The 21,463-nt window shown below is 74.9% G+C and carries 19 protein-coding genes; 3 read left to right on the top strand and 16 right to left on the bottom strand.

The annotated features are described in order from the left end of the window. Positions 1 to 2 precede the first annotated feature (2 nt). On the top strand, positions 3 to 947 hold the full coding sequence (locus tag QP089_RS33545; RefSeq protein ID WP_285917144.1) for an NADP-dependent oxidoreductase: 945 nt from the start codon (positions 3 to 5) through the stop codon (positions 945 to 947). Between the two features lie 9 nt (positions 948 to 956). On the opposite strand, the gene QP089_RS33540 is transcribed toward QP089_RS33545, so the two are convergent. Beyond that, the gene (locus QP089_RS33540; protein ID WP_285917142.1) at positions 957 to 2,840 is read right to left on the bottom strand and encodes an elongation factor G; all 1,884 of its coding nucleotides are present in this window, start codon (positions 2,838 to 2,840) and stop codon (positions 957 to 959) included. Positions 2,841 to 2,995: 155 nt separating this feature from the next. Here QP089_RS33540 and QP089_RS33535 point away from each other — a divergent pair, with 155 nt between their 5' ends. After that, positions 2,996 to 3,700, top strand: coding sequence for a cupin domain-containing protein (locus QP089_RS33535; protein ID WP_285917140.1), 705 nt, complete (start codon positions 2,996 to 2,998; stop codon positions 3,698 to 3,700). A 7-nt stretch (positions 3,701 to 3,707) separates the two neighbouring features. Here QP089_RS33535 and QP089_RS33530 read toward each other — a convergent pair whose 3' ends face one another. Further along, positions 3,708 to 4,202, bottom strand: coding sequence for a MarR family winged helix-turn-helix transcriptional regulator (locus tag QP089_RS33530; protein WP_285917139.1), 495 nt, complete (start codon positions 4,200 to 4,202; stop codon positions 3,708 to 3,710). Between the two features lie 81 nt (positions 4,203 to 4,283). On the opposite strand from QP089_RS33530, the gene QP089_RS33525 reads away from it, so the two are divergent. Continuing rightward, the gene (locus QP089_RS33525; protein WP_285917138.1) at positions 4,284 to 5,138 is read left to right on the top strand and encodes an LLM class F420-dependent oxidoreductase; all 855 of its coding nucleotides are present in this window, start codon (positions 4,284 to 4,286) and stop codon (positions 5,136 to 5,138) included. 61 nt (positions 5,139 to 5,199) lie between these two features. Here QP089_RS33525 and QP089_RS33520 read toward each other — a convergent pair whose 3' ends face one another. The 14 genes from QP089_RS33520 to QP089_RS33455 form a co-directional block, all read right to left on the bottom strand. Then, positions 5,200 to 6,204, bottom strand: a complete 1,005-nt coding sequence (locus QP089_RS33520; protein WP_285917136.1) for a sugar phosphate isomerase/epimerase family protein — start codon at positions 6,202 to 6,204, stop codon at positions 5,200 to 5,202. Further along, a complete protein-coding gene (locus tag QP089_RS33515) occupies positions 6,204 to 7,352 on the bottom strand; it encodes a Gfo/Idh/MocA family protein (protein ID WP_285917134.1) in 1,149 nt (382 codons plus the stop codon). Before QP089_RS33515 ends, QP089_RS33520 begins: the two co-directional genes overlap by 1 nt. A gap of 54 nt (positions 7,353 to 7,406) precedes the next feature. Then, positions 7,407 to 8,471, bottom strand: coding sequence for an ABC transporter substrate-binding protein (locus QP089_RS33510; protein ID WP_285917133.1), 1,065 nt, complete (start codon positions 8,469 to 8,471; stop codon positions 7,407 to 7,409). Between the two features lie 85 nt (positions 8,472 to 8,556). After that, on the bottom strand, positions 8,557 to 9,606 hold the full coding sequence (locus QP089_RS33505; RefSeq protein ID WP_285917132.1) for an ABC transporter permease: 1,050 nt from the start codon (positions 9,604 to 9,606) through the stop codon (positions 8,557 to 8,559). Next, the gene (locus tag QP089_RS33500; protein ID WP_285917130.1) at positions 9,603 to 11,126 is read right to left on the bottom strand and encodes a sugar ABC transporter ATP-binding protein; all 1,524 of its coding nucleotides are present in this window, start codon (positions 11,124 to 11,126) and stop codon (positions 9,603 to 9,605) included. Before QP089_RS33500 ends, QP089_RS33505 begins: the two co-directional genes overlap by 4 nt. A 58-nt stretch (positions 11,127 to 11,184) precedes the next feature. Beyond that, positions 11,185 to 12,378: an ROK family transcriptional regulator gene (locus QP089_RS33495; protein WP_285917128.1), complete on the bottom strand. Its 1,194-nt coding sequence runs from the start codon at positions 12,376 to 12,378 to the stop codon at positions 11,185 to 11,187. A 222-nt stretch (positions 12,379 to 12,600) separates the two neighbouring features. Continuing rightward, entirely contained in the window at positions 12,601 to 13,209 is a 609-nt protein-coding gene (locus tag QP089_RS33490) for a GTP-binding protein (RefSeq protein WP_190852488.1), read from the bottom strand. Continuing rightward, entirely contained in the window at positions 13,190 to 13,606 is a 417-nt protein-coding gene (locus QP089_RS33485) for a DUF742 domain-containing protein (RefSeq protein WP_285917124.1), read from the bottom strand. Before QP089_RS33485 ends, QP089_RS33490 begins: the two co-directional genes overlap by 20 nt. A 22-nt stretch (positions 13,607 to 13,628) precedes the next feature. Continuing rightward, positions 13,629 to 14,072, bottom strand: a complete 444-nt coding sequence (locus tag QP089_RS33480) for a roadblock/LC7 domain-containing protein (RefSeq protein WP_285917123.1) — start codon at positions 14,070 to 14,072, stop codon at positions 13,629 to 13,631. Next, the gene (locus QP089_RS33475; RefSeq protein WP_285917203.1) at positions 14,069 to 16,906 is read right to left on the bottom strand and encodes a sensor histidine kinase; all 2,838 of its coding nucleotides are present in this window, start codon (positions 16,904 to 16,906) and stop codon (positions 14,069 to 14,071) included. The genes QP089_RS33480 and QP089_RS33475 overlap by 4 nt, the downstream gene beginning before the upstream one ends. Positions 16,907 to 17,011: 105 nt before the next feature. Continuing rightward, positions 17,012 to 17,689: a GTP-binding protein gene (locus QP089_RS33470; RefSeq protein ID WP_285917121.1), complete on the bottom strand. Its 678-nt coding sequence runs from the start codon at positions 17,687 to 17,689 to the stop codon at positions 17,012 to 17,014. Continuing rightward, the gene (locus QP089_RS33465; protein ID WP_285917120.1) at positions 17,670 to 18,047 is read right to left on the bottom strand and encodes a DUF742 domain-containing protein; all 378 of its coding nucleotides are present in this window, start codon (positions 18,045 to 18,047) and stop codon (positions 17,670 to 17,672) included. The genes QP089_RS33470 and QP089_RS33465 overlap by 20 nt, the downstream gene beginning before the upstream one ends. Before the next feature lie 64 nt (positions 18,048 to 18,111). Then, positions 18,112 to 18,579 (bottom strand): roadblock/LC7 domain-containing protein, encoded by a 468-nt coding sequence (locus QP089_RS33460; RefSeq protein ID WP_285917118.1) that lies wholly within the window; start codon positions 18,577 to 18,579, stop codon positions 18,112 to 18,114. After that, complete coding sequence (locus tag QP089_RS33455; protein ID WP_285917117.1) at positions 18,576 to 21,440, bottom strand: sensor histidine kinase; 2,865 nt, start codon at positions 21,438 to 21,440, stop codon at positions 18,576 to 18,578. Before QP089_RS33455 ends, QP089_RS33460 begins: the two co-directional genes overlap by 4 nt. Positions 21,441 to 21,463: the final 23 nt, after the last annotated feature.

Genomic DNA, 21,463 nt, shown 5'->3' with positions numbered 1-21,463 from the left:
CCATGTCGGAGCGGATGCGGGCGGTCAGGCAGGACGTGCTGGGCGGGCCCGAGGTGCTGGAGCTGGTCGAGGTCGAGCGGCCGGAGCCGGGGCCGACGGAGGTGCTGGTCCGGGTGCGGGCGGCCGGGGTGAACCCGACCGACTGGAAGCACCGGGCGATGAAGATCTTCCTTCCGGACCCGCCGTTCACGCTGGGCTGGGACGTGTCCGGCGTGGTGGAGAAGGTCGGGTTCGGCGTGACGATCCACAAGCCGGGCGACGAGGTGTTCGGCATGCTGCGCTACCCGCACGGCGTCGGCTCGCACGCCGAGTACGTCGTGGCGCCGTCGCGGACGTTCGTGCGCAAGCCGCCCGGGATCGACCACGTGCAGGCGGGCGCGCTGCCGCTGGCCGCGCTGACGGCCTGGCAGGCGCTGGTGGACACGGCGGACGTGCGGGAGGGGCAGCGCGTCCTCGTCCACGCGGCGGCGGGCGGGGTCGGGCACCTGGCGGTGCAGATCGCCAAGGCGAAGGGCGCGCACGTCATCGGGACGGCGAGCGGAGCGAAGCACGCGTTCCTGCGCGAGATCGGCGTGGACGAGCCGATCGACTACCGGAGCGTCGACTTCGCCGAGGCCGCCGAGGACGTCGACGTGGTGCTCGACGCGATCGGCGGCGACTACGGGCCGCGCTCGCTGCGCACGATGCGGCGCGGCGGGACGCTGGTGACGGTCGTGGGACGCGCGCAGCCGAAGGACATCGCGGAGCGGGCCGCCGAGCACGGCGTCCGCTTCGAGACGCTGCTGGTCGAGCCGGACTTCCACGCGATGTCGCAGATCGCGGCGCTGGTGGAGACCGGGCGGCTGCGCGCGGAGATCGACACGGTGCTGCCGCTGGAGGACGCCGCGAAGGCGCACGAGCGGGGCGAGACGGGACGGGTGTCCGGCAAGATCGTCCTTACGGCGTGACCGGCCCGGTCAGCGGCCGAGGCGGCGGAGGTAGGCGGCCCGATCGAGGGGGTCGCCGCCGGTACGGGGCCGCGCCGGCGGCCGTCCGGTGACGGGGCGCTCGCCGGACGGCGCCGACCACCAGGTGCCCTCGCCGCCGGTGAGCGCGGGCAGGGACGCCTCGGCCTCGCGGGCGCGGGCGGCGGGGATCTCGCCCCTGACCGTCCAGCCGTCGGGCCCGGGCGCGGGCTCGACGGCCCCGGCGCCGAGGGCGGCGAGCGCGACCAGGACCGGGCTGAGCGCGTCGGCGGGGATCTCCGCCTCGAACGCGTGGCACGGCTCGTGGACGCGGGTGCCCGCCGCGGCGAGCGCGGCCATGAGGACCAGCGGGGTGAGGCCGCGGAAGTCGGCGGCGGTGCTGACCGGGCCCGCGAACCCGGACCGGGTCAGCACCACGGCGCAGTCGGTCACCGGCCAGCCGTGCAGGCCCTCCTCGAGGGTGCGGTGGACGGTCTCCTCGATCGCGCGGTCGAAGGCGTGCGGCAGCGCGCCCGGCTCGGTCTCGCGGCGGAACGCGTTGCCCGAGCCGTGCGGCGCGGGCTCGACGCGCAGCCCGACGGTCGCCCAGAAGTCCGGCACACGGCGCCGCCAGTCCATCTCCTCGGCGGCCTCCCCGACGCCGGCCGGGCGCTCGGCGTAGACGGTGCGGCTCGGCTCGAAGACGGCCTCGACCCCGGCCTCGGCGAGCAGGCGCGCACCGATGACCTCCTTCTGCACCTCCCCGTACAGCAGCACCGACGTCGCGCCGGACGGGGCGGGCCGCGCGCGGATCAGCGGGTCCTCGCCGGCGAGGTCGAGGAGCGCGGCGCGCAGCCGGCCGCCGTCGGCGGGGCGGCGGGCGCGGACGATCGTCTCCAGCGACGGCGGCGGGAACGGCGGGACGTCCCGCACGGGCGGGCCGATCCGGTCGCCGACGCGGACCCCGGCGAGCCCGCGGACGCGGCCGATGTTCCCGGCCGTCAGCGGCCCGCCGGTGGCTCCGGCGACGTCGAGGCCGGTGATCTGCCCGCCGCGTCCGCCGGCGAAGGCGACGTGCTGGCGCAGGCGCACCTCGCCGGAGAACAGCCGCAGGCAGGCGACCCGCTCGCCGGACGGGGTGCGCTCGACGGCGAAGACGGATCCGCGCGTCTCGCCGTCGCCGGGGCCGGCGGGCGGCAGCAGCGAGGCGATCCCGTCCAGCAGGTCGCCGACGCCCTCGCCGGTGGTCGCAGCGCCGAAGTACAGCGGCTGGACGGTCCCGGCGGCGGTCTGCGCGCGCAGCGACGCCCGCACGGCCTCCGGCGGGGTGTCGCGGCCCTCGACGAAGTCGGCGAGCAACTCGTCGTCGCCGTCCGCGAGGATCTCCACGGACGGCGCGCACGGCACGGCGCGCCCGCCGCGCACCCGGTTCAGCGGGACGGCGCGGGCGCCGAGCCGGCGGCCGATCGCGGCGAGAACCGCGTCCGGGTCCGCCCCGGTGCGGTCGATCTTGTTCACGAAGAACAGCGTGGGCAGGGCCAGCGCGCGCAGCGCCCGCATCAGCACGCGGGTCCGCGCCTGCACGCCCTCGACCGCCGACAGCACCAGGACGGCGCCGTCGAGCACGCCGAGCGCCCGCTCGACCTCCGCGGCGAAGTCGGCGTGGCCGGGGGTGTCGATCAGGTTGACGTGCAGGTCGCCGACCCGGAACGGCGCGACCGCGGAGCGGATCGTGATGCCGCGGCCGCGTTCCAGCTCGCCGCGGTCGGTCTGGGTGTCGCCGGCGTCGACGCTGCCGAGCCGGTCGATCGCGCCGGTGTCGAACAGCAGCCGCTCGGTCAGGCTGGTCTTCCCCGCGTCGACGTGCGCGAGGATGCCGAGGTTGAGCGTGGGCATGGGCGGTGGAGTCCTCGAAAGCTCTCGTCCGGAAGGGGCTGGGAGATTCCGAAGACCTGCCGCATTTCGCCTCCGCTGCTCGGTGGATGGTCGGCACGGCCATGCTGCCAGCGCGCCCGCCGACACGGGTACCGGTTTTTCCCTAGCCTGGGACGGTGCTGCTCCTGACGACGCTCGACGGCTGGCGCGCCCAGCCCGGGCCCCGGTTCGTGTTGTCCGACGCGGGCGCCGTGTGGGCGCCCGACTCCGAAGCCGACCTGCTGGCGATCGCCGACGACGTGTACGGCGGGGCCGGCGGCCAGGTCGTCGCGGTCGCGCTGGACCCCGAGCCGGGCCTGATGCCGCCGCGCGGCGTCATCGACAAGGCGACCGCGACGGCGGTCCGGTACGTCCGGCGCGGGCCGGACGGCCGGCACGTCGCGCTCCTGGACCGTCCGGCCACCGCCGAGGCGCTCGACCTCCTGCCCCATCCCGAGGGCGGCTGGTACCGGGAGACGTGGCGGTCGGACGTGGCATTCGCGCCGGACGGCTACCCGGGCGAGCGGGCGAGCGCGACCGGCATCTACTTCCTGCTGCCGCCCGGCGAGGAGTCGATGTGGCACGCGGTGCGCTCGGCCGAGATGTGGCTGTGGCATCGCGGCGGCCCGCTGTCGCTGCTGCTCGGAGGGTCCGGCGACGAGCCCGGTCCCGATCCCGAGACGATCACGCTGGGCGCCGACGTGGCGGCCGGCGAGGTGCCGCAGGCCGTGGTCCCGCCCGGCGTCTGGCAGGCGGCGCGTCCCGCCGGACCCGAAGAGGTCCTGGTCAGCTGCGTGGTCTCCCCCGGCTTCGACTTCGCCGACTTCCGCGCCCGCCCCTGACGAATCCCTAGCGGGCCGTCTTGCGGCGCGGCCGTACGGCCTGCTCGGTCCAGAACGGCTCCATCACCCGCTCGATCGCGCCGGCGACGGTGCGCAGCTCGTCCTGCGACAGCGGGCCGAACACCTCGGCGCCGACCTCGTCGGCCAGCGCACGCGCGCGCCGGTGCACGTCGCGTCCCTTGTCGGTGATGCGGACGCGGTGGCGGCGCCGGTCCTTCGGGTCGCGGGCGCGCTCGCACAGCCCGCGCGCCTCCAGGTCGTCCACGAGCCCGACCATCAGCGTGGGGTCGAGCAGCAGGTAGCCGGCCATCTCCTGCTGCGACAGCGTCCCGGACGAGCTGAGCATCGCCAGCACGAGGAAGTGCCGGACGCGGACGCCGAGCGGTTCGAGCGCCTCCTCGAGCCGCTGCTCCAGCCACCAGCCGCACTTGGACAGCTGGAAACCGGTCACGGACGCGAGCCCCGCCGGCAGCCCGCCGCGCATGGGCCTCTCCTCCGCCATCCGCTCAGGCTATAGCAGTTCGAGAATCCGGTCCCTGGGTAATCGATTGACTAGATAGTCGAACAGTTCGACTATTAAGCCATGGCACTGACTCTCGGGCTCTACGGGCTCAACCTGCACGCCTGCGCCGATCCGCGCACCTCCGGGCGGATCGCCACGCTCGCCGAGGAGCTCGGATACGACTCGCTGTGGGTCGGCGACCATGTCGTCCTGCCGAGTCCCCGCACCGACTCCTCGCCGCTCGACCCGCGGGCGCCCTTCCTCGACGCGGTCGTCGCCCTCACGTACCTCGCCGCGAGCACGGAACGGATCGCGCTCGGCACGGGCGTCATCGTCCTGCCGCAGCGCAACCCGCTGATCCTGGCCAAGCAGCTGGCGAGCGTGGACGTGCTGAGCGGCGGGCGGCTGGTCTTCGGCCTGGCGGCCGGCTACCTGGAGCCCGAGCTGCGGGCCCTGGGCGTCCCGCCCGGCGAGCGCGGCGGCCGCACCGACGAGCACCTCGCCGCCATCCGGTCGCTCTGGTACGACGACGCGCCCGCCTTCCACGGCCGGCACGCCGACTTCGAGGGCGTGGACGCACACCCGCGCCCCGTGCAGCGCCCGGTTCCGGTGGTGATGGGCGGGCACGGCCCGGCGGCGCTGCGCCGCACCGCCCGCGAGGCCGACGGATGGTACGGCTGGATGCTCGGCCGCCGCGCCGCCGCCGAGTCGATCGAGCGGCTGCGGGCGGCCGAGCGGGAGGAGGGGCGCGACCGTCCCCTGCACGTCTCGGTCTCACCGCCGCGCCCGCCGGACGCCGCGTCCGTCCGGGACTACGCGGAGATCGGCGTCGACCGGCTGATCGTCGTCCCGCCCATGGACGTCCCGCTCGCCGACCTCGAACGGTTCGTCCGGGCCCACGCGCCCGCCGAGGTCGGCGCCGTCCCGGCCGGATGAGAGGAGCGCGGCGCGCCGGCCCGTGCGTGGCCTCACGGGACGGCACGCCGCGAGCGGAGGGTCAGTCGGAGGAGAAGGCGGCGTCGAACGCGGCGGACGGCGGTTCCATCGCGTTCAGCGCGCGGACGAACTCCAGCGCTTCCGGGGCGCCCTGCAGGCGGTCCATGCCGGCGTCCTCCCATTCGATGGAGATCGGGCCGGAGTAGCCGATCGCGTTGAGGGCGCGGAAGACGTCCTCCCAGGGGACGTCGCCGCGGCCGGTGGAGATGAAGTCCCAGCCGCGCCGCAGGTCCCCCCACGGCAGGTGGGAGGAGAGGCGCCCGCGCCGCCCGTCGCCGGTGCGGACCTTGGTGTCCTTGCAGTCGACGTGGTAGATCCGGTCGCGGAAGTCGAACAGGAACCCGACCGGGTCGAGCTCCTGCCAGACGAAGTGGGACGGGTCGAAGTTGAGGCCGAACGCGGGCCGGTGCCCGATCGCCTCCAGCGTGCGGACGGTCGTCCAGTGGTCGTAGGCGATCTCGCTCGGGTGGACCTCGTGCGCGAACCGGACGCCGGCCTCGTCGAACACGTCCAGGATCGGGTTCCACCGGTCGGCGAAGTCGGCGTAGCCGCGCTCGACCATCGCGTCCGGGGTGGGCGGGAACATCGCGACGGTGTGCCAGATCGACGAGCCGGTGAACCCGACGACGGTGTCGACGCCGAGGCGGGCGGCGGCGCGGGCGGTGTCCTTGATCTCCTCGGCGGCGCGGCGGCGCACGCCCTCGGCCTCGCCGTCGCCCCAGATCCGCTCCGGCAGGATCGCCTGGTGGCGTTCGTCGGGGATGTCGCAGACGGCCTGCCCGACGAGGTGGTTGGAGATCGCGAACACCTTCAGGTCGTGCTTGGCGAGCGTCTCCAGCTTCCGCGGGACGTAGCCGTCGTCGGCGAGGGCCTTGTCGACCTCGAAATGGTCGCCCCAGCAGGCGATCTCCAGGCCCTCGTAGCCCCAGCCGGACGCCAGCCGGCAGACCTCCTCGAACGGCAGGTCGGCCCACTGGCCGGTGAACAGGGTGATCGGTCGCGCCATCACAGGCTCCCCTCGACGTCGGCCCAGCCGCCGGACGCGGCGCTCGCCTCGACCGCGGCCAGCACCCGCTGCACCCGCAGCCCGTCGGCGAACGACGGGCTCGGGTCGGTGCCGCCGGCGATCGCGGCGAGGAAGTCGGCCATCTGGTGGGTGAAGGTGTGCTCGTAGCCGAGCAGGTGGCCCGGCGGCCACCACCGCCCGGCGTACGGGTGGACGGGCTCGGTGACGACGATCCGCCGGAACCCGGCGGTCTCGGCGTCCTGCGCGCCGTCGTAGAACCACAGCTCGTTCATCGACTCCAGGTCGAACGCCAGCGCGCCGGACGAGCCGCTGACCTCGATCCGCAGCGCGTTCTTGCGCCCGGTCGCCATCCGGGTGGCCTCGAACGAGGCGAGCGCGCCGCCGTCGGTGCGGCCGACGAACAGCGCCGCGTCGTCCACCGTGACCTCGGCCGTCCCGCCGCCCGGCAGCGGACGTTCCGGGACGAAGGTGCCCATCACCGCCGACACCCCGGCCAGCGCGTGGCCGGTGATGAACTGCGCGGTGTCGATGATGTGCGCGCCGATGTCGCCGAGCGCGCCCGTCCCGGCCTTGTCACGGTCCAGCCGCCAGGTGAACGGCGACCGCGGGTCGGTCAGCCAGTCCTGGAGGTACTGGGCGCGGATGTGCCGGACGGTCCCGACGCGCCCCTGCGCGACCAGCCGCCGGGCCAGCGACACCGCCGGGACGCGCCGGTAGTTGAACCCGACCATCGACCGGACGCCCCGGGCCCGGGCGCGCTCGGCGGCGGCGGCCATCGCCTCGGCCTCGGCGACCGAGTTGGCGAGCGGCTTCTCGCACAGCACGTGCTTGCCCGCCTCCAGCGCCGCGACCGCGATCTCGGCGTGCGCGTCGCCCGGCGTGCAGACGTCCACGATCTCCACGTCGTCGCGGCGCAGCAGCTGCTTCCAGTCGCTCTCCGACGACGCCCAGCCGAGCGTGCGGGCCGCGGCGGCGGCCCGGCCGGCGTCGCGTCCGGCGAGGGCGGCCATCACCGGGGTCAGCGGCGGTCCGAAGAACGGCCCGACGGTGCGCCACGCCTGGGAGTGGGCGCGCCCCATGAACGCGTGCCCGACCATCCCGACTCCGACGGTGGTCAATATGCTCACCTCTCTGTACTGCGCCCGCCGGGGTCTCCGGCGGGCGCGCCGCGGTCCCCGCGCTCAGGACTCGAAGCCGAGCGGCAGGTAGCGGCCCACGTTGTCCCTGGTGACGGTCTCGGACGCCAGCGTGAGCGACTGCGGCGGCGCGAGCTCGACCAGGTCGGCCATGCCCTTGCCCTGCGCCAGCAGCCGGGCCAGCCGGACCGCGGACGCCGCCATCGTCGGCGGGTAGGTGACGGTCGCCTCCAGCACCCCGTTCCCCGATTTGATTTCGCGCATCGCGTTGGCGGACCCGGCGCCGCCGACCATGAAGAACTCCTTGCGGCCGGACTGCTTGATCGCGGCGAGCACGCCGACGCCCTGGTCGTCGTCGTGGTTCCACAGCGCGTCGATCCTCTTGTGCGCCTGGAGCAGGTTCGAGGCGACCTGGTTGCCGGTCTCCACGGTGAACTTCGCGTCCTGCTTGTCGGTGACGGAGTACCCGTAGGACTTCAGCGCGTCCGCGAAGCCCTTGCTGCGGTCCTGGGTGAGCGGCAGCGTCGCGATCCCCTGGATCTCCACGATCACCGGGTTCGACACGCCCTTGGCCTTGAGCTTCTTGCCGATGTAGTGGCCGGCGGACACGCCCATGCCGTAGTTGTCGCCGCCGATCCACGTCCGGTAGGACAGCTTGTCGGGGAACACCCGGTCCAGGTTGATCACCGGGATGCCGGCGTCCATCGCCTTGCGCGCGACCTGGTTGAGCTGCTCGCCGTCGTTCGGCAGCATCACCAGCACGTTCACCTTCTCCGAGATCAGCGACTCGACCGCGGAGATCTGCTGGTTGATGTCGTTGGTCGGCTGGACGGGCTTGAACGTCACGTCCTTGTACCTCTTCGCCTGCGCCTCGGCGTTCTTGGCGATCGCGGCCGTCCAGCCGTGGTCGGCGGCGGGCGCGGAGAACCCGATCGTGACCTGCTTGCCGGGCTTGTCGTTGTCGCCGCCGAGCGCGCCGGCCTGCGCGGCCGGGGCGGGGTCGTCCTTCTCCTTGTTGCTGGTGCAGGCGGTGGCGAGGGCGCCGGCCGCGACGGCGGCGCCGCCGAACAGGACGCCTCTGCGGGTGGGGCGGGTGCTCTGGTCGCGCATGACGTGCTCCTGGTGTCTGGGGTGGGGGACAGCGGGGGGCGCACGGCGGGTCCGGTGGACGTGCGGGCTCGGGTGGGAGCGGGGTTCAGGTGGGCGTGCGCAGGCCGCGGCGCTGCAGCAGCACCGCGATCCCGATGATCACGCCCTTGGCGATGAGCTGGTCGCTGGTCTGCAGGCCGTTCAGGATGAACAGGTTGGTGATGACGGTGAACACCAGCACGCCGAGAATCGACCCGGCGACGGTGCCGCGCCCGCCGGTCAGCAGCGTCCCGCCGATGATCACGGCGGCGATCGCGTCCAGCTCGTACAGGTCGCCGTGGGTGCTGGAGCCGGTGGTGGTGCGGGCCATGATGATGATCGCGGCGACGCCGCAGCAGAACCCCGACAGCGCGTACAGCAGCAGCGTGTGCCGCCGCACGTCGATGCCGGCCAGCCGCGCCGCCTCCGGGTTGCCGCCGACCGCGAACGTGCGGCGGCCGAACGTCGTGCGGTTCAGCAGCACCCAGCCCGCGACCGCCACCGCCGCGAAGATGTACACCACCAGCGGCAGCCCGAGCACCTTCGTGGTGGACAGCGACTCGATCGCGTCGTTCTCCGGCCGGACGAGCTGGGTCTTGCGGTCCGACATCCGCTGCGCGAGCCCGCGCGCCGACACCAGCATCGCCAGCGTCGCGATGAACGGGACCATCCGGCCGTAGGAGATCAGCAGCCCGCTGACGACGCCCGCGCCCGTCCCGACGAGGATCGCGCACAGCGCCATCACCGCCGGGCCGTAGGACTGGGTCGCCACGGTCGTCGCCCACACCGACGCCAGCGCCATCACCGAGCCGACCGACAGGTCGATCCCGCCGCCGATGATCACGAAGGTCTGGCCGACCGTGATCACCCCGATGGTGGCGGCCAGCGCCAGGATGCCGACCAGGTTGCCGGAGGTCGGGAAGTTGTCCGGCTCGGTGACGACGCCGACCACCGCCAGCAGCGCCAGCGCGGCGACCAGCCCGAGATGCCGGAACTCCCCGCCCCCGCGCCCCGCACCGTCCCGGCCGGAGGGCCGCAGCGGGCCCTTGGCCCACGGCGCCTTCGCCCACGCCCCGCGTGCCGGGGTGCCGCGCACGCCCGCGTCCGTCTCGGTCACAGCGCGCTCCCTTCCATGATCATGTTGAGGACGGTGGCTTCGTCGAGCGCCGCCGCGTCGCCGCTGTGCACCACCCGGCCCTCGCGGACGACCAGCACCCGGTCGGCGAGGCCGAGCACCTCGGGCACCTCGCTGGAGACCAGCAGCACCCCGATCCCGCGCGCGGCCAGCGCGCGGATCACCGCGTACAGCTCGGCGCGGGCGCCGACGTCCACGCCGCGGGTCGGCTCGTCCAGGATCAGCAGCCGCAGGTCGCGGGTCCCGGCCAGCCAGCGGGCCAGCACGACCTTCTGCTGGTTGCCGCCCGACAGCGTCACGACCGGGCGCCGCGGGTCGGGCGGCCGGATGTCCAGCGCCTCGATCTGCTCGCGGACGTCCGCCAGCTCGCGGCGCCGGTTCAGCCAGCCGAACCGCGCGTACCGGCGCAGGCCCGCGACCGTCACGTTCCCGGCGACGGTGTCGTTCAGCAGCAGCGCCTGGCTCTTGCGCTCCTCCGGCGCCATGCCCATCCCGCGCCGCACCGCCGCGCCGGTGTCGCCGGGACGGACCGGGCGGCCGTCCACCAGCACCCGGCCGCGCGCCGGGCGCCGCGCTCCGTAGACCGCCTCCAGGATCTCCGAGCGGCCCGACCCGACGAGCCCGGCCAGCCCGACGATCTCCCCCGCGCGGACGGAGAACGACACGTCCTCGAACGCGCCGGGCAGCGCGAGCCCCTCGACCCGCAGCACCTCGGATCCGCCCTCGGCCGGCGCGGGCCGGTCCGGGAAGACGTACTCGATGTCGCGGCCGGTCATCAGCGACACGATGTGGTCGGTCTTCGTCGTCTTGGCGGGCAGGCCGTTCGCGACGGAGCGGCCGTCCTTCAGCACGGTCACCCGGTCGCCGATCTCGCGGATCTCCTCCAGCCGGTGCGAGATGTAGACGACCGCGACGCCGGCGGCGGTCAGCTCCCGGATGATGCGGAACAGGTTCGTCACCTCGTCGTGCGCGAGCGCGGCCGACGGCTCGTCCATGACGATGAGCCGGGCGTCGTGCGACAGCGCGCGGGCCATGCTGACGACCTGCTTGCCCGCGGCGGGCAGCCGGCCCGCCTCCCGGCGCGGCGGGATCTCGCCGTGCCCGAGCCGGGCGAGCAGGTCCCGCGCGGCCCGCTCGGCGTCGCCGCGCCGGGTGAACCCGAGCGTCGCCCGCTCGTGGCCGAGGAAGACGTTGTCGGCGACCGACAGCCCGTCCACCAGGTCGAGCTCCTGGTAGATGGTGGCGATGCCGGCCCGCATCGCGGCGGTCGGCCCGGCCAGGCGCACCGGGGCGCCGGCGAAGACGATCTCGCCCTCGTCGGGCTGGTGCGCGCCGGCGAGCACCTTGATCAGGGTGGACTTCCCGGCGCCGTTCTGGCCGAGCAGGCAGTGCACCTCGCCGGGACGCACGTCGAGGTCGACGCCGTCCAGTGCGCGGACGCCGGGGAACTGCTTGACGATGCCGCGCATGCGCAGCAGCGGTTCGGGTTCGGACGGGCCCATCGGGCCTCCACGGGTGAGGAGGGACGCGGGTCGGGGGCGGGGATTCGGGGACGCGGGGTCAGGCGGGCGGCGGGGAGAACACGTGGTCGCTGATGAGCCGGGCGCCGCCCACCACCCCGGCGGCGCCGGCCAGCTCGGACAGCACGATCGGCAGGTTGCCGGTCGCCAGCGGCGCCGACCTGCGGTAGACGACGCCGCGGATCTCGGCGAGCAGGGTGTGGCCGAGCCCGGCGACGCCGCCGGCGATGATCACCAGGCCCGGGTTGAAGAAGCTGACCAGGCCGGCGAGGACCTGCCCGACGTGCCGGCCGCCCTCCCGGATGATGCGCACCGACGCCGGGTCGCCGGCCGCCGCGGCCTGCGCGACGTGCTCGCCCGACAGCGCGCCGTGCGCCTCCAGCAGCGCGGCGAGCTGCGGCGACTCCCCCGAGCGCGCCGCCGCCTCCGCGTCCCGGGCCAGCGCCGCGCCGCCGAAGTAGGCCTCCAGGCAGCCGGTGTTGCCGCACGCGCAGACGGGCCCGTCGTCGTCGACCCGGATGTGCCCGATGTCGCCCGCGCTGCCGGAGACGCCCCGGTAGATCGCGCCGTCCACGACGATGCCGCAGCCGATGCCGGTGCCGATCTTCACCAGCAGGAAGTCGTCCACCGAGCGCGCGAGGCCCGCGTGCAGCTCGCCGAGCGCCATCAGGTTCACGTCGTTGTCCACCCGGACGGGGCAGCCGAGCTCCTGGCCGATCGCGTCGCGCACCGGGAACCGGTCCCAGCCCGGCATGATCGGCGGGACGACCGGCATGCCGTCGCGGAAGCTCACCGGCCCGGGGACGCCGATCCCGGTGCCGTGCACCTGCGGGATCAGGCCCTCGTCGCGCAGCTTGCCGAGCAGGTCCAGCGCCCGGTCCAGCACCGCCGTCGCGCCCTGCCGGACGTCGCACGGCTCGCTGACGTGGCCGAGCACCTCCAGCGCCCCGTCGGTCACCGCGACGTCGATGGAGGTCGCGCCGATGTCGAAGGCGACGAACCGCAGGCGCGGCGAGAGCCGGACGATCCCGGAGCGCCGCCCGCCGCGCGACGCCGCGAGCCCCGCGCCCTCCACCAGCCCGAGCTCGACCAGCCGGTCCAGCTCGACGGCCAGCTTCGAGCGCGACAGCCGGACGACGTCGCCCAGCTCGGCGCGCGAGCGCGGGCCCTCGTCGCGCAGCAACCGCAGCAGGCGTGCCTGGTGCACGTTCTGCGGGCGAGCCGGCATGCGCATCACGCCGTCCTCTCGGGTCCGGTGCGGTGGTCCGGGCCGTGTGACCCCGGTCTCATGCCGAGACCGTAACCGGCTTTCGCCGCCTTGAGAAGACCTTTTCGCCAGTTCGATCAAACTTTCTCCAGTGACAGGACAAAGTCGCGGACGAAAGAGCCCCGGCCGGGTCTCCCCGGGCCGGGGCTCGTCCGCCGGCCGCCGCGGCGGCCGGGTCGGGCCTGGATCTCAGTACGTGACGGCCTGCCGGGACCCGCTCATCGTGCGCATGATGTGCTCGACGAGCGTGATGAGCACGCGCTTGGCGTCCTCGCGGTCGCGGACGTCGCAGTCGATGACCGGGATGTCGGGCGACAGGTCGAGGGCGTCGCGGACCTGGTCGGGGGTGTGCCGACCGGCGCCGTCGAACCGGTTCACGCCGATGATGAACGGCACGCCGCGCCGCTCGAAGTAGTCCACCGAGGCGAAGCAGTCGGCCAGCCGACGGGTGTCGACCAGCACGACCGCACCGAGCGCGCCCTTGGCGAGCTCGTCCCACATGAACCAGAAGCGGTCCTGGCCGGGCGTGCCGAACACGAACAGCACGAGGCCGTTGGGCAGGGTGATCCGCCCGAAGTCCATCGCCACGGTCGTGGTGGTCTTGGACGACACCGCGGTGGTGTCGTCGATGCCGATGCTCTTCTCGGTCAGCGCCTCCTCGGTGCGCAGCGGGCGGATCTCGCTGACCGCGCTCACCAGGGTGGTCTTGCCGACTCCGAAGCCACCGGCCACGAGGATCTTGACGGTCAGCGCGGAATCGCCCGCCTGGGCGGCCGCGTCAGAGCGCACGGATTCCATCGATCACTTCCTTGAGTACGCGCTCGCTGGGGAACTGCGCCACCGGCGCGGGGCGCCGGACCTGTATCAGCGAACGGTCGAGCAGGTCGCCGAGCAGGACGCGGACGACCCCGAGGGGAAGTTCCAGATCCGACGCTATCTCGACAACCGACAACGGGGTGCGGCAAAGCTCCAGGATCATGTCATGTTCCGGCTCCGGCGACCACGGGGCGGGCGGCAGGGCGGGGTGCGCGTCCGCGTCCCGCGGCGGGTCGGCGGCCTCGATCAGCGCGACGAGGTCGAACTCGACGCCCTCGTAGTGGGTGCGGCCGCCGGTGAGCGCGTAGGGCCGCACGACCGGCCCGGCGGCGTCGTCGAACCAGCCCGTGCCGCCCGCGGCCCTCCCCTCGGAAGGCACGGAACCCTCGGTCGCGTCCACCTCACACGCCGCCCTCGGCGGCGGTCACCCGCGGGTTGGCCGACAGGTGCTGGCCCACCCGGGTGACGAGCATCGCCATCTCGTAGGCGATCATGCCGAGGTCGGCGTCGGCGTCGGCGAGCACCGCCAGGCAGGCGCCGCGCCCGGCCGCGGTGACGAACAGGAACGCCGACTCCATCTCCACGATGGTCTGCCGGACCGGGCCGCCGCCGAACGACTCGCCCGCGCCGCGGGCCAGGCTCTGGAAGCTGGCGGCGACCGCCGCGAGATGGTCGGACGCCTCCTGGCCGAGCCCCCGGGAGGCCGCCATGCGCAGGCCGTCGCTCGACAGGACCACCGCGTTCTGCACCTGGGCGACCCGCTGGACGAGGCTGTCCAGCAGCCAGTTCAGCTCGCCGCCGGCACCGCCCGCGGCATCCGCGCCGGAGTGCTGGGCATCTGTCATGGGGCGTCGTCCTCCTGGTCGCCTCGGTTGGGTGCGGCCTCCGCCTCGGCGTCGGCCGCGTCCCGCCTGCCGCGCTGCCAGCCGCGCTGCATGGCGGACATCATCGATCGCATGGTCTCGGGTGAGCGGGCCGCGTCCGGGACGTCCGGTGGAGCGGTCCCGCCGCCGGGCGCGCCGCGCGGTCCGGGCGGTGCCGCGTCGGCGGGGACAGGGGCCGCCATCGGCATGGACGGCTCCGGCGCGGGCCCCGGTGCCTGCGGCCGGGCCGCGGGCTGCTGAGGTGCGGGCTGCTGGGACGCGGGCTGCTGAGGTGCGGGCTGCTGGGACGCGGGCTGCTGTGGTGCGGACGGAGTCGCGGCGGGCGGGGGCGCCTGCCCCCGCGCGGCCAGATGGGCGTCCACCCGGTCCTTCAGTTGCGGCGCGAGGTGCGTCTGCCGGCGGCGCTTGGGAAGCTCGCCGTCCCTCAGCGGCGCCTCGGGCTCCTCAGCCCCGGCGGGCGCGGGCTCCGGCGCAGCGTCGGGCGCCGTGTCCCGTGCGGGCTCCGGCGCCGCCTGCGGACGGTCGCGCTGCGCGCGGCGGCGCTCCGGAAGCGGCGTCAGCCCCGGCGCCTCGACCTGCACGGGCTCGGCCTGCACGGGCTCGGCGCGCACCGGCTCGGCGCGTACTGGCTCGCGTCCGGCGGGCGTGGGACGCGCGGAGTCGCCCCGGACGGGCTCGGCCTCGGCGACCAGCCGGACGACGCCGCCCTGCTCCACCGCCGGCGCGGCGGCCGCCGGCAGCGCGCCTGCGGTCGTCGTGGCGGGCAGCCGCATCGGGCCGGTGTTGCGGCGCGAGACCGGCTCCGGCTCCGCGGTGTCGACGATGAGGGAGCCGGGGATCAGCGTGATCGCGGTGGTGCCGCCGTACGGCGACTGCCGCAGCGTCACCTTGATGTCGTGCCGCTCGGCGAGCCGCGCCACGACGAACAGGCCGAGCTGCGCGCTGTCGGACGGGTCGAACTCCGGCGGGTCCTCCAGCCGCGCGTTCGCGGCGCGCAGCGCCTCCTCGGTCATGCCGAGGCCGCGGTCCTCCACCTCGATCGCGAAGCCGTTGGCGACCGGGTGCCCGCTGACCCGCACCGGCGACTGCGGCGGCGAGAACGTGGTGGCGTTCTCCACCACCTCGGCCAGCAGGTGGATGACGTCGGCGACGGCGGAGCCGAGCAGCGCGATCCGCGGCAGCGGCTGCACCCGCACCCGCGGGTAGTCCTCGACCTCGGCGACCGCGCCGCGCACCACGTCCACCAGCGGGACGGGCCGCCGCCAGCCGCGGCCCGCCGTCTTGCCGGCCAGGATGACCAGGCCCTCGGCGTGCCGGCGCATGCGGGTGGCGAGGTGGTCGAGGCGGAACAGGTCCGACAGCTCCGACGGGTCCTCGGTGCGGCGCTCCATGGTGTCGAGCAGGCTGAGCTGGCGGTGCAGCAGCGCCTGGTTGCGGCGGGCGAGGTTGACGAACACCTCGCTGATCCCGCGCCGCGCGGCGACCTCGCCGGCCGCGGCCAGCAGCACCGCCTCGCGGGCCCGGCCGAAGGAGTCGGCGATCTGCCGGATCTCGCGGATCCGGAAGTCGACGCCGGGCTCGGGCTCGGGTTCGGCGGGCCGCCCGGCGCGGACCTGCTCGGCCAGCAGCGGGAGCCGCTTCTGGGTGAACTCCACGACCGCGCCGGCCAGCGTGCGGCACTCGCGCAGCAGCCGCCGCGACACCCGGACCGCGATCAGCGCGGACAGCACGAACGCGACCAGACCGAGGCCGCCGGCGACGCCGAGCCGGACGAACACGCCGACCGCGATGTGCTGCGACTTGCCGGTGATGTCGTCGAGGGCGCGGTTCTCGAAGTCGTAGAGGCGGTCGTCGGCGGCGTCGGCGGCCGCCCGCCACTGGGACGGCTCGACGGGCTGCACCCGCGCGGCGCGCACCGACCGTCCGGCGGTGGCGTTCCGGTTCCCCGCCGCCGCGCCGGTGGCGGTCCGTCCCGCGGGCACCTGCTTCTTGGTCGGGGTCCGGGCCGGCTCGGTGCCCCGGATCACCTGGTCCTCCAGCCTGCGCAGCTGCGCGAACTGCGGGGTGGCGGTGAGGCGCTCGTAGCGGGTGCGGTCGGCGGCGGGCAGGTTCGGGACGTTGTCGGCGTACGACATCCGCTGCGCGCCGACCAGCTGCGCGAACTCGCCGCGCTCGGCGGCGCTCAGGTGCCCGGCGGCGAGCGCGCCGGTCAGCAGCGCGTCCTCGCGGGACAGGAACTCCCGGCCGCGGCCGACGGAGGTGAGCGTGCGCGCGTCGGCGGTGATGGTCCCGTTCGCCGGGGTCGTCGCGCTGTAGATGGCGAACCCCGCGTCGATGATGGCGCTGTAGTCGGCCAGCACGTCCGCGCGGCCGGAGGCCCGGTCGTCCACGCCGTGCCGGGTCGCCTCCAGCGTGCCGAGCCGGGCCAGCAGGTCGTCCATCCGCCTGACGACGCCCGGCAGGATCGAGTCGCGCAGCGCGCCGTCCCCGAAGCCCTTCCGCAGCTCCTTCACGGCGCCGTCGGTCGCCCGCCGCTGGGCGCGCAGCGCGTCCGGGTCCACCGCGCGGGCCGCGCCGGCGTCGGCCATCGACAGCCGGCGCTCCTTCTGCAGCGCGTTCATCAGCCGCTGCGTGGGCAGCACCGCCTCCTGCTGGAACTTGCGGCTCTGCAGGAGCTGGTGGGCGTCCCCGTAGGTGATGCCGGTGAGGAACATCCACAGCGCGGCCAGCGCGAGCAGCGGCACGAGGACCAGGAGGGTGATCCTCGCCCGGATCGAGGAGAAGCGGGCGGCCATCACGGCTCGGGGACCATGCTCACATCGGTGGCTTTCGGCGATGGGGGGTGAGTCATGCGGGGGGAACCTCCCGATGCGGGATGTACGGGGGTCTGCGGGACTCTACTACGTCGCGGGTCCGCGACGATCAGGTGACCGAGCGTCATCCGCGCGGCCTCCGGCGTCCGGCCAGCTCAGCACGTGCTCCATCAGCGCGATGAGCACCTGCTTGGACGACGCGCGGCGGCGCGCGTCGCACAGCAGCACCGGGACGCCCGGATCGAGGTCCAGCGCGATCGCCACGTCCCGGGGGTCGTGGCGGCGCGCGCCGTCGAAGCAGTTGACGGCCACCACGAACGGAAGGCGGCGCCGCTCGAAGTAGTCGATGGCGGGGAAGCAGCCGGTCAGCCGCCGGGTGTCGGCCAGCACGACCGCGCCGATCGCGCCGGCGGCCAGCTCGTCCCACATGAACCAGAAGCGGTCCTGGCCGGGCGTGCCGAACAGGTAGAGCAGCAGCTGGTCCGACAGCGTGATGCGGCCGAAGTCCATGGCGACGGTCGTGGTGGTCTTGGCCCGCACGCCCGTGACGTCGTCGACGCCGACGCCGCGGTCGGTCAGCGGCTCCTCGGTGCGCAGCGGCCGGATCTCGCTGATCGAGCCGACCATCGTGGTCTTGCCCGCGCCGAACCCGCCGGCGATGAGGATCTTGGTGGTGACCAGCGGGCGGGCGGCGAGCCCGGGACCGGAGCCGGCACCGGAGCCGGTCCCCGGGCCGGTGCCGGGGTCAGAGGGCGCGTAGGCCATTGAGCACCTCCCTCAGCACGCCCCGCCCCGGGCGTCCGCCCGCGGGCGCGGCGGAGTCCACCACCGCGATGAGCCCCTCGTCGCGCAGGTCGCCGAGCAGCACCCGGACGACCCCGAGCGGCAGCCCGAACTCCGAGGCCAGGTCGACGACCGCGACGGGGCGGGCGCAGCCGCGCAGGATCCGCGCGTGGTCGGGGCTGTAGCGCAGCCGGTCGCCCGGCTGCGCGCCGGTGGCCGCGACCACCGCGATCAGGTCGAAGCCCGGACCCGCGGGACGGGTCCGGCCCCGCGTCCGCGCGTAGGGGCGGACGAGCGGGCCGGCCTCCCGGTCCAGCCACCGCTCCGCCGACGGGTTCATCGGTCAGCACCTCCCCGAGGGGCCACGGTCCCCCCACTTCTCCCCGGACGGGCTCCGCCCGGGGTCACCGTCCCTGCGGGACGCCTCCCCCGGCCCCGAACCCGCCGCCGAAACCGGCGCCGAAACCGCCGGCCGGCTCGGAGCGCGGGGCGGCCTGCAGATGCTGCCCGACCCGCTTGACCAGCACCGCCATCTCGTAGGCGACCAGGCCCGCGTCGGCCTCCGCCTCGGCGATCACCGCCAGGCAGGTGCCGTCGCCGGCCGCGGTGACGAACAGCAGCAGCGCGTCCATCTCGATGATGGTCTGGCGGACGCTGCCGCCCGCGAAGTGCCGGCCGGCGCCGCGGGCCAGGCTCTGCACGCCGGACGCCAGCGCGGACAGGTGCTCGGCGTCCTCGCGGCCGAGCTCGCTGGACGCGGCGACCGCCAGCCCGTCGCGGGACAGGATCACCGCCTGCCGCACGCTCGTGACGCGCTCGGCGAAGTCGTTGAGCAGCCAGTTGAGCTCGCCGGTGACCGTGTTGTGCATCATCGGGTCCCCTCATCCTCCCCATCGGACGCGCGTCCGCGCCGCCATCCCTGCTGTACCGAGGCCATCAGCGAGCGCGCCTCCTCGGGGGATCTCGCGACCCCGCCGGCCGCGCCGCCGCCCACGGAGGGAGGCGGCGGCGGTTCCTTGCGCAGCTGCGGCGCCAGGTTCTCCTGCCGGACCCGGCGGGGCAGCCCCGCGTGGGTCCCGGCGGGATGCCCGTGCTCCGCGCCGCGAGGGCGCTCGCCGCCGACGACGGTACCGCTCCCGGGGTCGCCGTTCACCGCCGAGTCATCGGCTGGACGCGCACCGTGCCGTTCCGCGCCGGTCGGCGGCGCCTCGTGCGGCGGCGCTCCGTCCCTCAGCGTCTCGTCCGGGCGGGCGTCGTCCGGCGGGGTGCCGACCGGTGCGTTCGGCGTGCGGACGCCGGACGCGTACACGGGCGCGGGCTCCCAGCCGTCGGCGGCGGACGGCTCGTCTTCCCTATGCGCTGGAACGCCGTCCGCGGCGTCGTCGGACCAGGGGTTCGCGGACGCGCCGCGCCGACCGCCGGGCGGCCCGCCCGGGTCGGTGTCCTCGGGGCTGCCCCACGGGTTCACCGGGCCGGCGAGCTGCGGCAGGACGGGCGGCGCCTCTCGCAGCGGCACCGGCTCGGACCACGCCCCGCTCGGACGCGCCGGTCCGGCGCGTCCGGGGTCGCGGCGGGCGAACACCCCGATGTCCGGGACGACCTCGGCGCGCGTGACGACCTCCGGACGCGGCGTCCCGCCGAAGGGCGTGTCGGCGTACGGGGTGCCCATGAACGTCGGCCCAGCGCCGGCGGGCTCCGCGCCGGCCGGCTCGTCCGCCGGTTCCGCGTCGGGCGCCTCCGGGTCGGGGGCGGCCGGCTCTCCGGCGTCCGCGCCCGCCTCGACGGCCGGCGCGCCGGACTCGCCGTCGAGGGGCAGGTCGTCGCCCATCCGGTCGGCCGGCACCACCAGGTCGTGCGGCATCAGCACGATCGCGGTCACGCCCCCGTACGGGGAGCGGTGCAGCGTGACGTCGATGCCGTGCCGCGCCGCGAGCCGGGCGACCACGAACAGCCCGAGCTGGTCGGTGTCGACCAGGTCGAACTCCGGCGGCTCGGCGAGCCGCCGGTTGATCTCGGCGAGCGCCTCCGGCTTCACGCCGAGGCCGCGGTCCTCGACCTCCACGACGAACCCGGTGCCGACCCGCTCGGCCATCACCCGCACCTCGGTGTTGGGCGGGGAGAACGACGCCGCGTTCTCCAGCAGCTCGGCCAGCAGGTGCACGACGTCGGTGACGGCGGAGCCGACCAGCCCGTCCTCGGACTCGGTCAGCACCGCGACCCGGGGGTAGTCCTCGATCTCGGCGACGGCGGCGCGCAGCACGTCGGTGATGTGCACCGGCCGCCGCCAGCCGCGCCCGGGGGTGGCGCCGGACAGGATGATGAGGCTCTCGGCGTGCCGCCGCATGCGGGTGGTGAGGTGGTCGATGCGGAACAGCGCCTCCAGGTCGTCGGCCTCGGCGCGGCTCTCCAGCCCGTCCAGCATCGTCAGCTGGCGGTGCAGCAGCGACTGGTTGCGGCGGGCGATGTTGAGGAAGATCCGGCTGACGCCGGCGCGCAGCTCGGCCTGCCCGACGGCGGCGTCCACGGCGGTGCGCTGGACCTTGGCAAACGACTCGGCGAGCCGGGCGACCTCGGTGGTGCGGCCGCGCGGCAGCGCGGGCGCCTCCGCCTCGACGTCCACCGGCTCGTTGCGGCGCAGCCGCTCGACCAGGCGCGGCAGCCGCTCGTCCGCCAGCTCCTCCGCCGAGCCGCGCAGCCCGACCAGCTCGCGGACGACGCCGCGGCCGAACCGCAGCACCAGCAGCACCGACAGGGCGATGACCAGCAGGCCGGCGCCGCCGACGACGCCGAGCCGGAGGTAGGCGTCGCGGCCGAGCCCGTCGGCGCGTTCCGCGGCCCCGTTGGTGTTGTCCATGATCATCTTGTTGACCGACAGCACCAGCGGCTGCGCGGTCTCCTGCCACTGCCACGCGCTGATCGGCAGCGGCCCGCGGTCGTGCGCGGCGATCTGGTCCTCGATGTCCTTGTAGGCGTGGTACTGGGTGGAGGCGAACACCGGCGCGGTGAGCCGCGCGTAGGTCTTCGGGTCGGCCAGCGAGCGCTGCCGCTGCCACTGCCAGCGCTGCTCGCCGAGCATCTCCAGGAACATCCGGTGCTCGGCGGCGGTCATCCGGCCGTGCGTGACGAGCGCGCCGGCGACCAGCGCGTTCTCCCGCTGCAGCAGTTCCATCGCGCGCCCGGCGGCGCGGTCGGACAGCGTCCAGTTGTAGAGCGAGGAGTCGTCGATGACGATCAGGCTGTCGTACAGCCGGTGCATCACGTCGACCATGCTGCTGTAGTCGTTGACGGCGGTCAGCCGGTCGATCCGGCGCGCGTCGACGGCGGCGCGCAGCTCGCCGAGCCCGCCGAGCGCCCTCAGCACGTCCGAGACCCGCGAGCGCATCTCGGCCGTGGTGGCGCCGCGCGCGGCGTCGGAGGTGGAGCTGCGGCGGAAGGCGGCCACGGCCTTGTCGAGGCGGGCGCGCTGCCCGGTCAGGCTCGCGGGCGTGGACGCGGCCCTGCGCGGCCCGCTGAGGAACACCACCGACGCCTGCCGCTCCTTGCCCAGCTCCACCAGCAGGCCCTGGCCGGACGCGGCGAACTGCTCGTTCAGCGTGTGGTACTTGCGCTGGGCGAGGGCGGCGCGGCCGGTGATGTCGGCGGCGTACACCCAGATCGCGACCAGCGAGACGAGCGGAACGAGAAGGAGCGCGGCGACCTTGGACCGGATCGGGCGCGTGCGTGCGGTTCTCATGGGACCTCGGACGTTCCGGCACG

It is taken from the genome of Actinomadura opuntiae (genome assembly GCF_030283205.1).
GTDB lineage: Bacteria > Actinomycetota > Actinomycetes > Streptosporangiales > Streptosporangiaceae > Spirillospora.
This window is presented reverse-complemented; position numbering and strand designations above follow the sequence as displayed.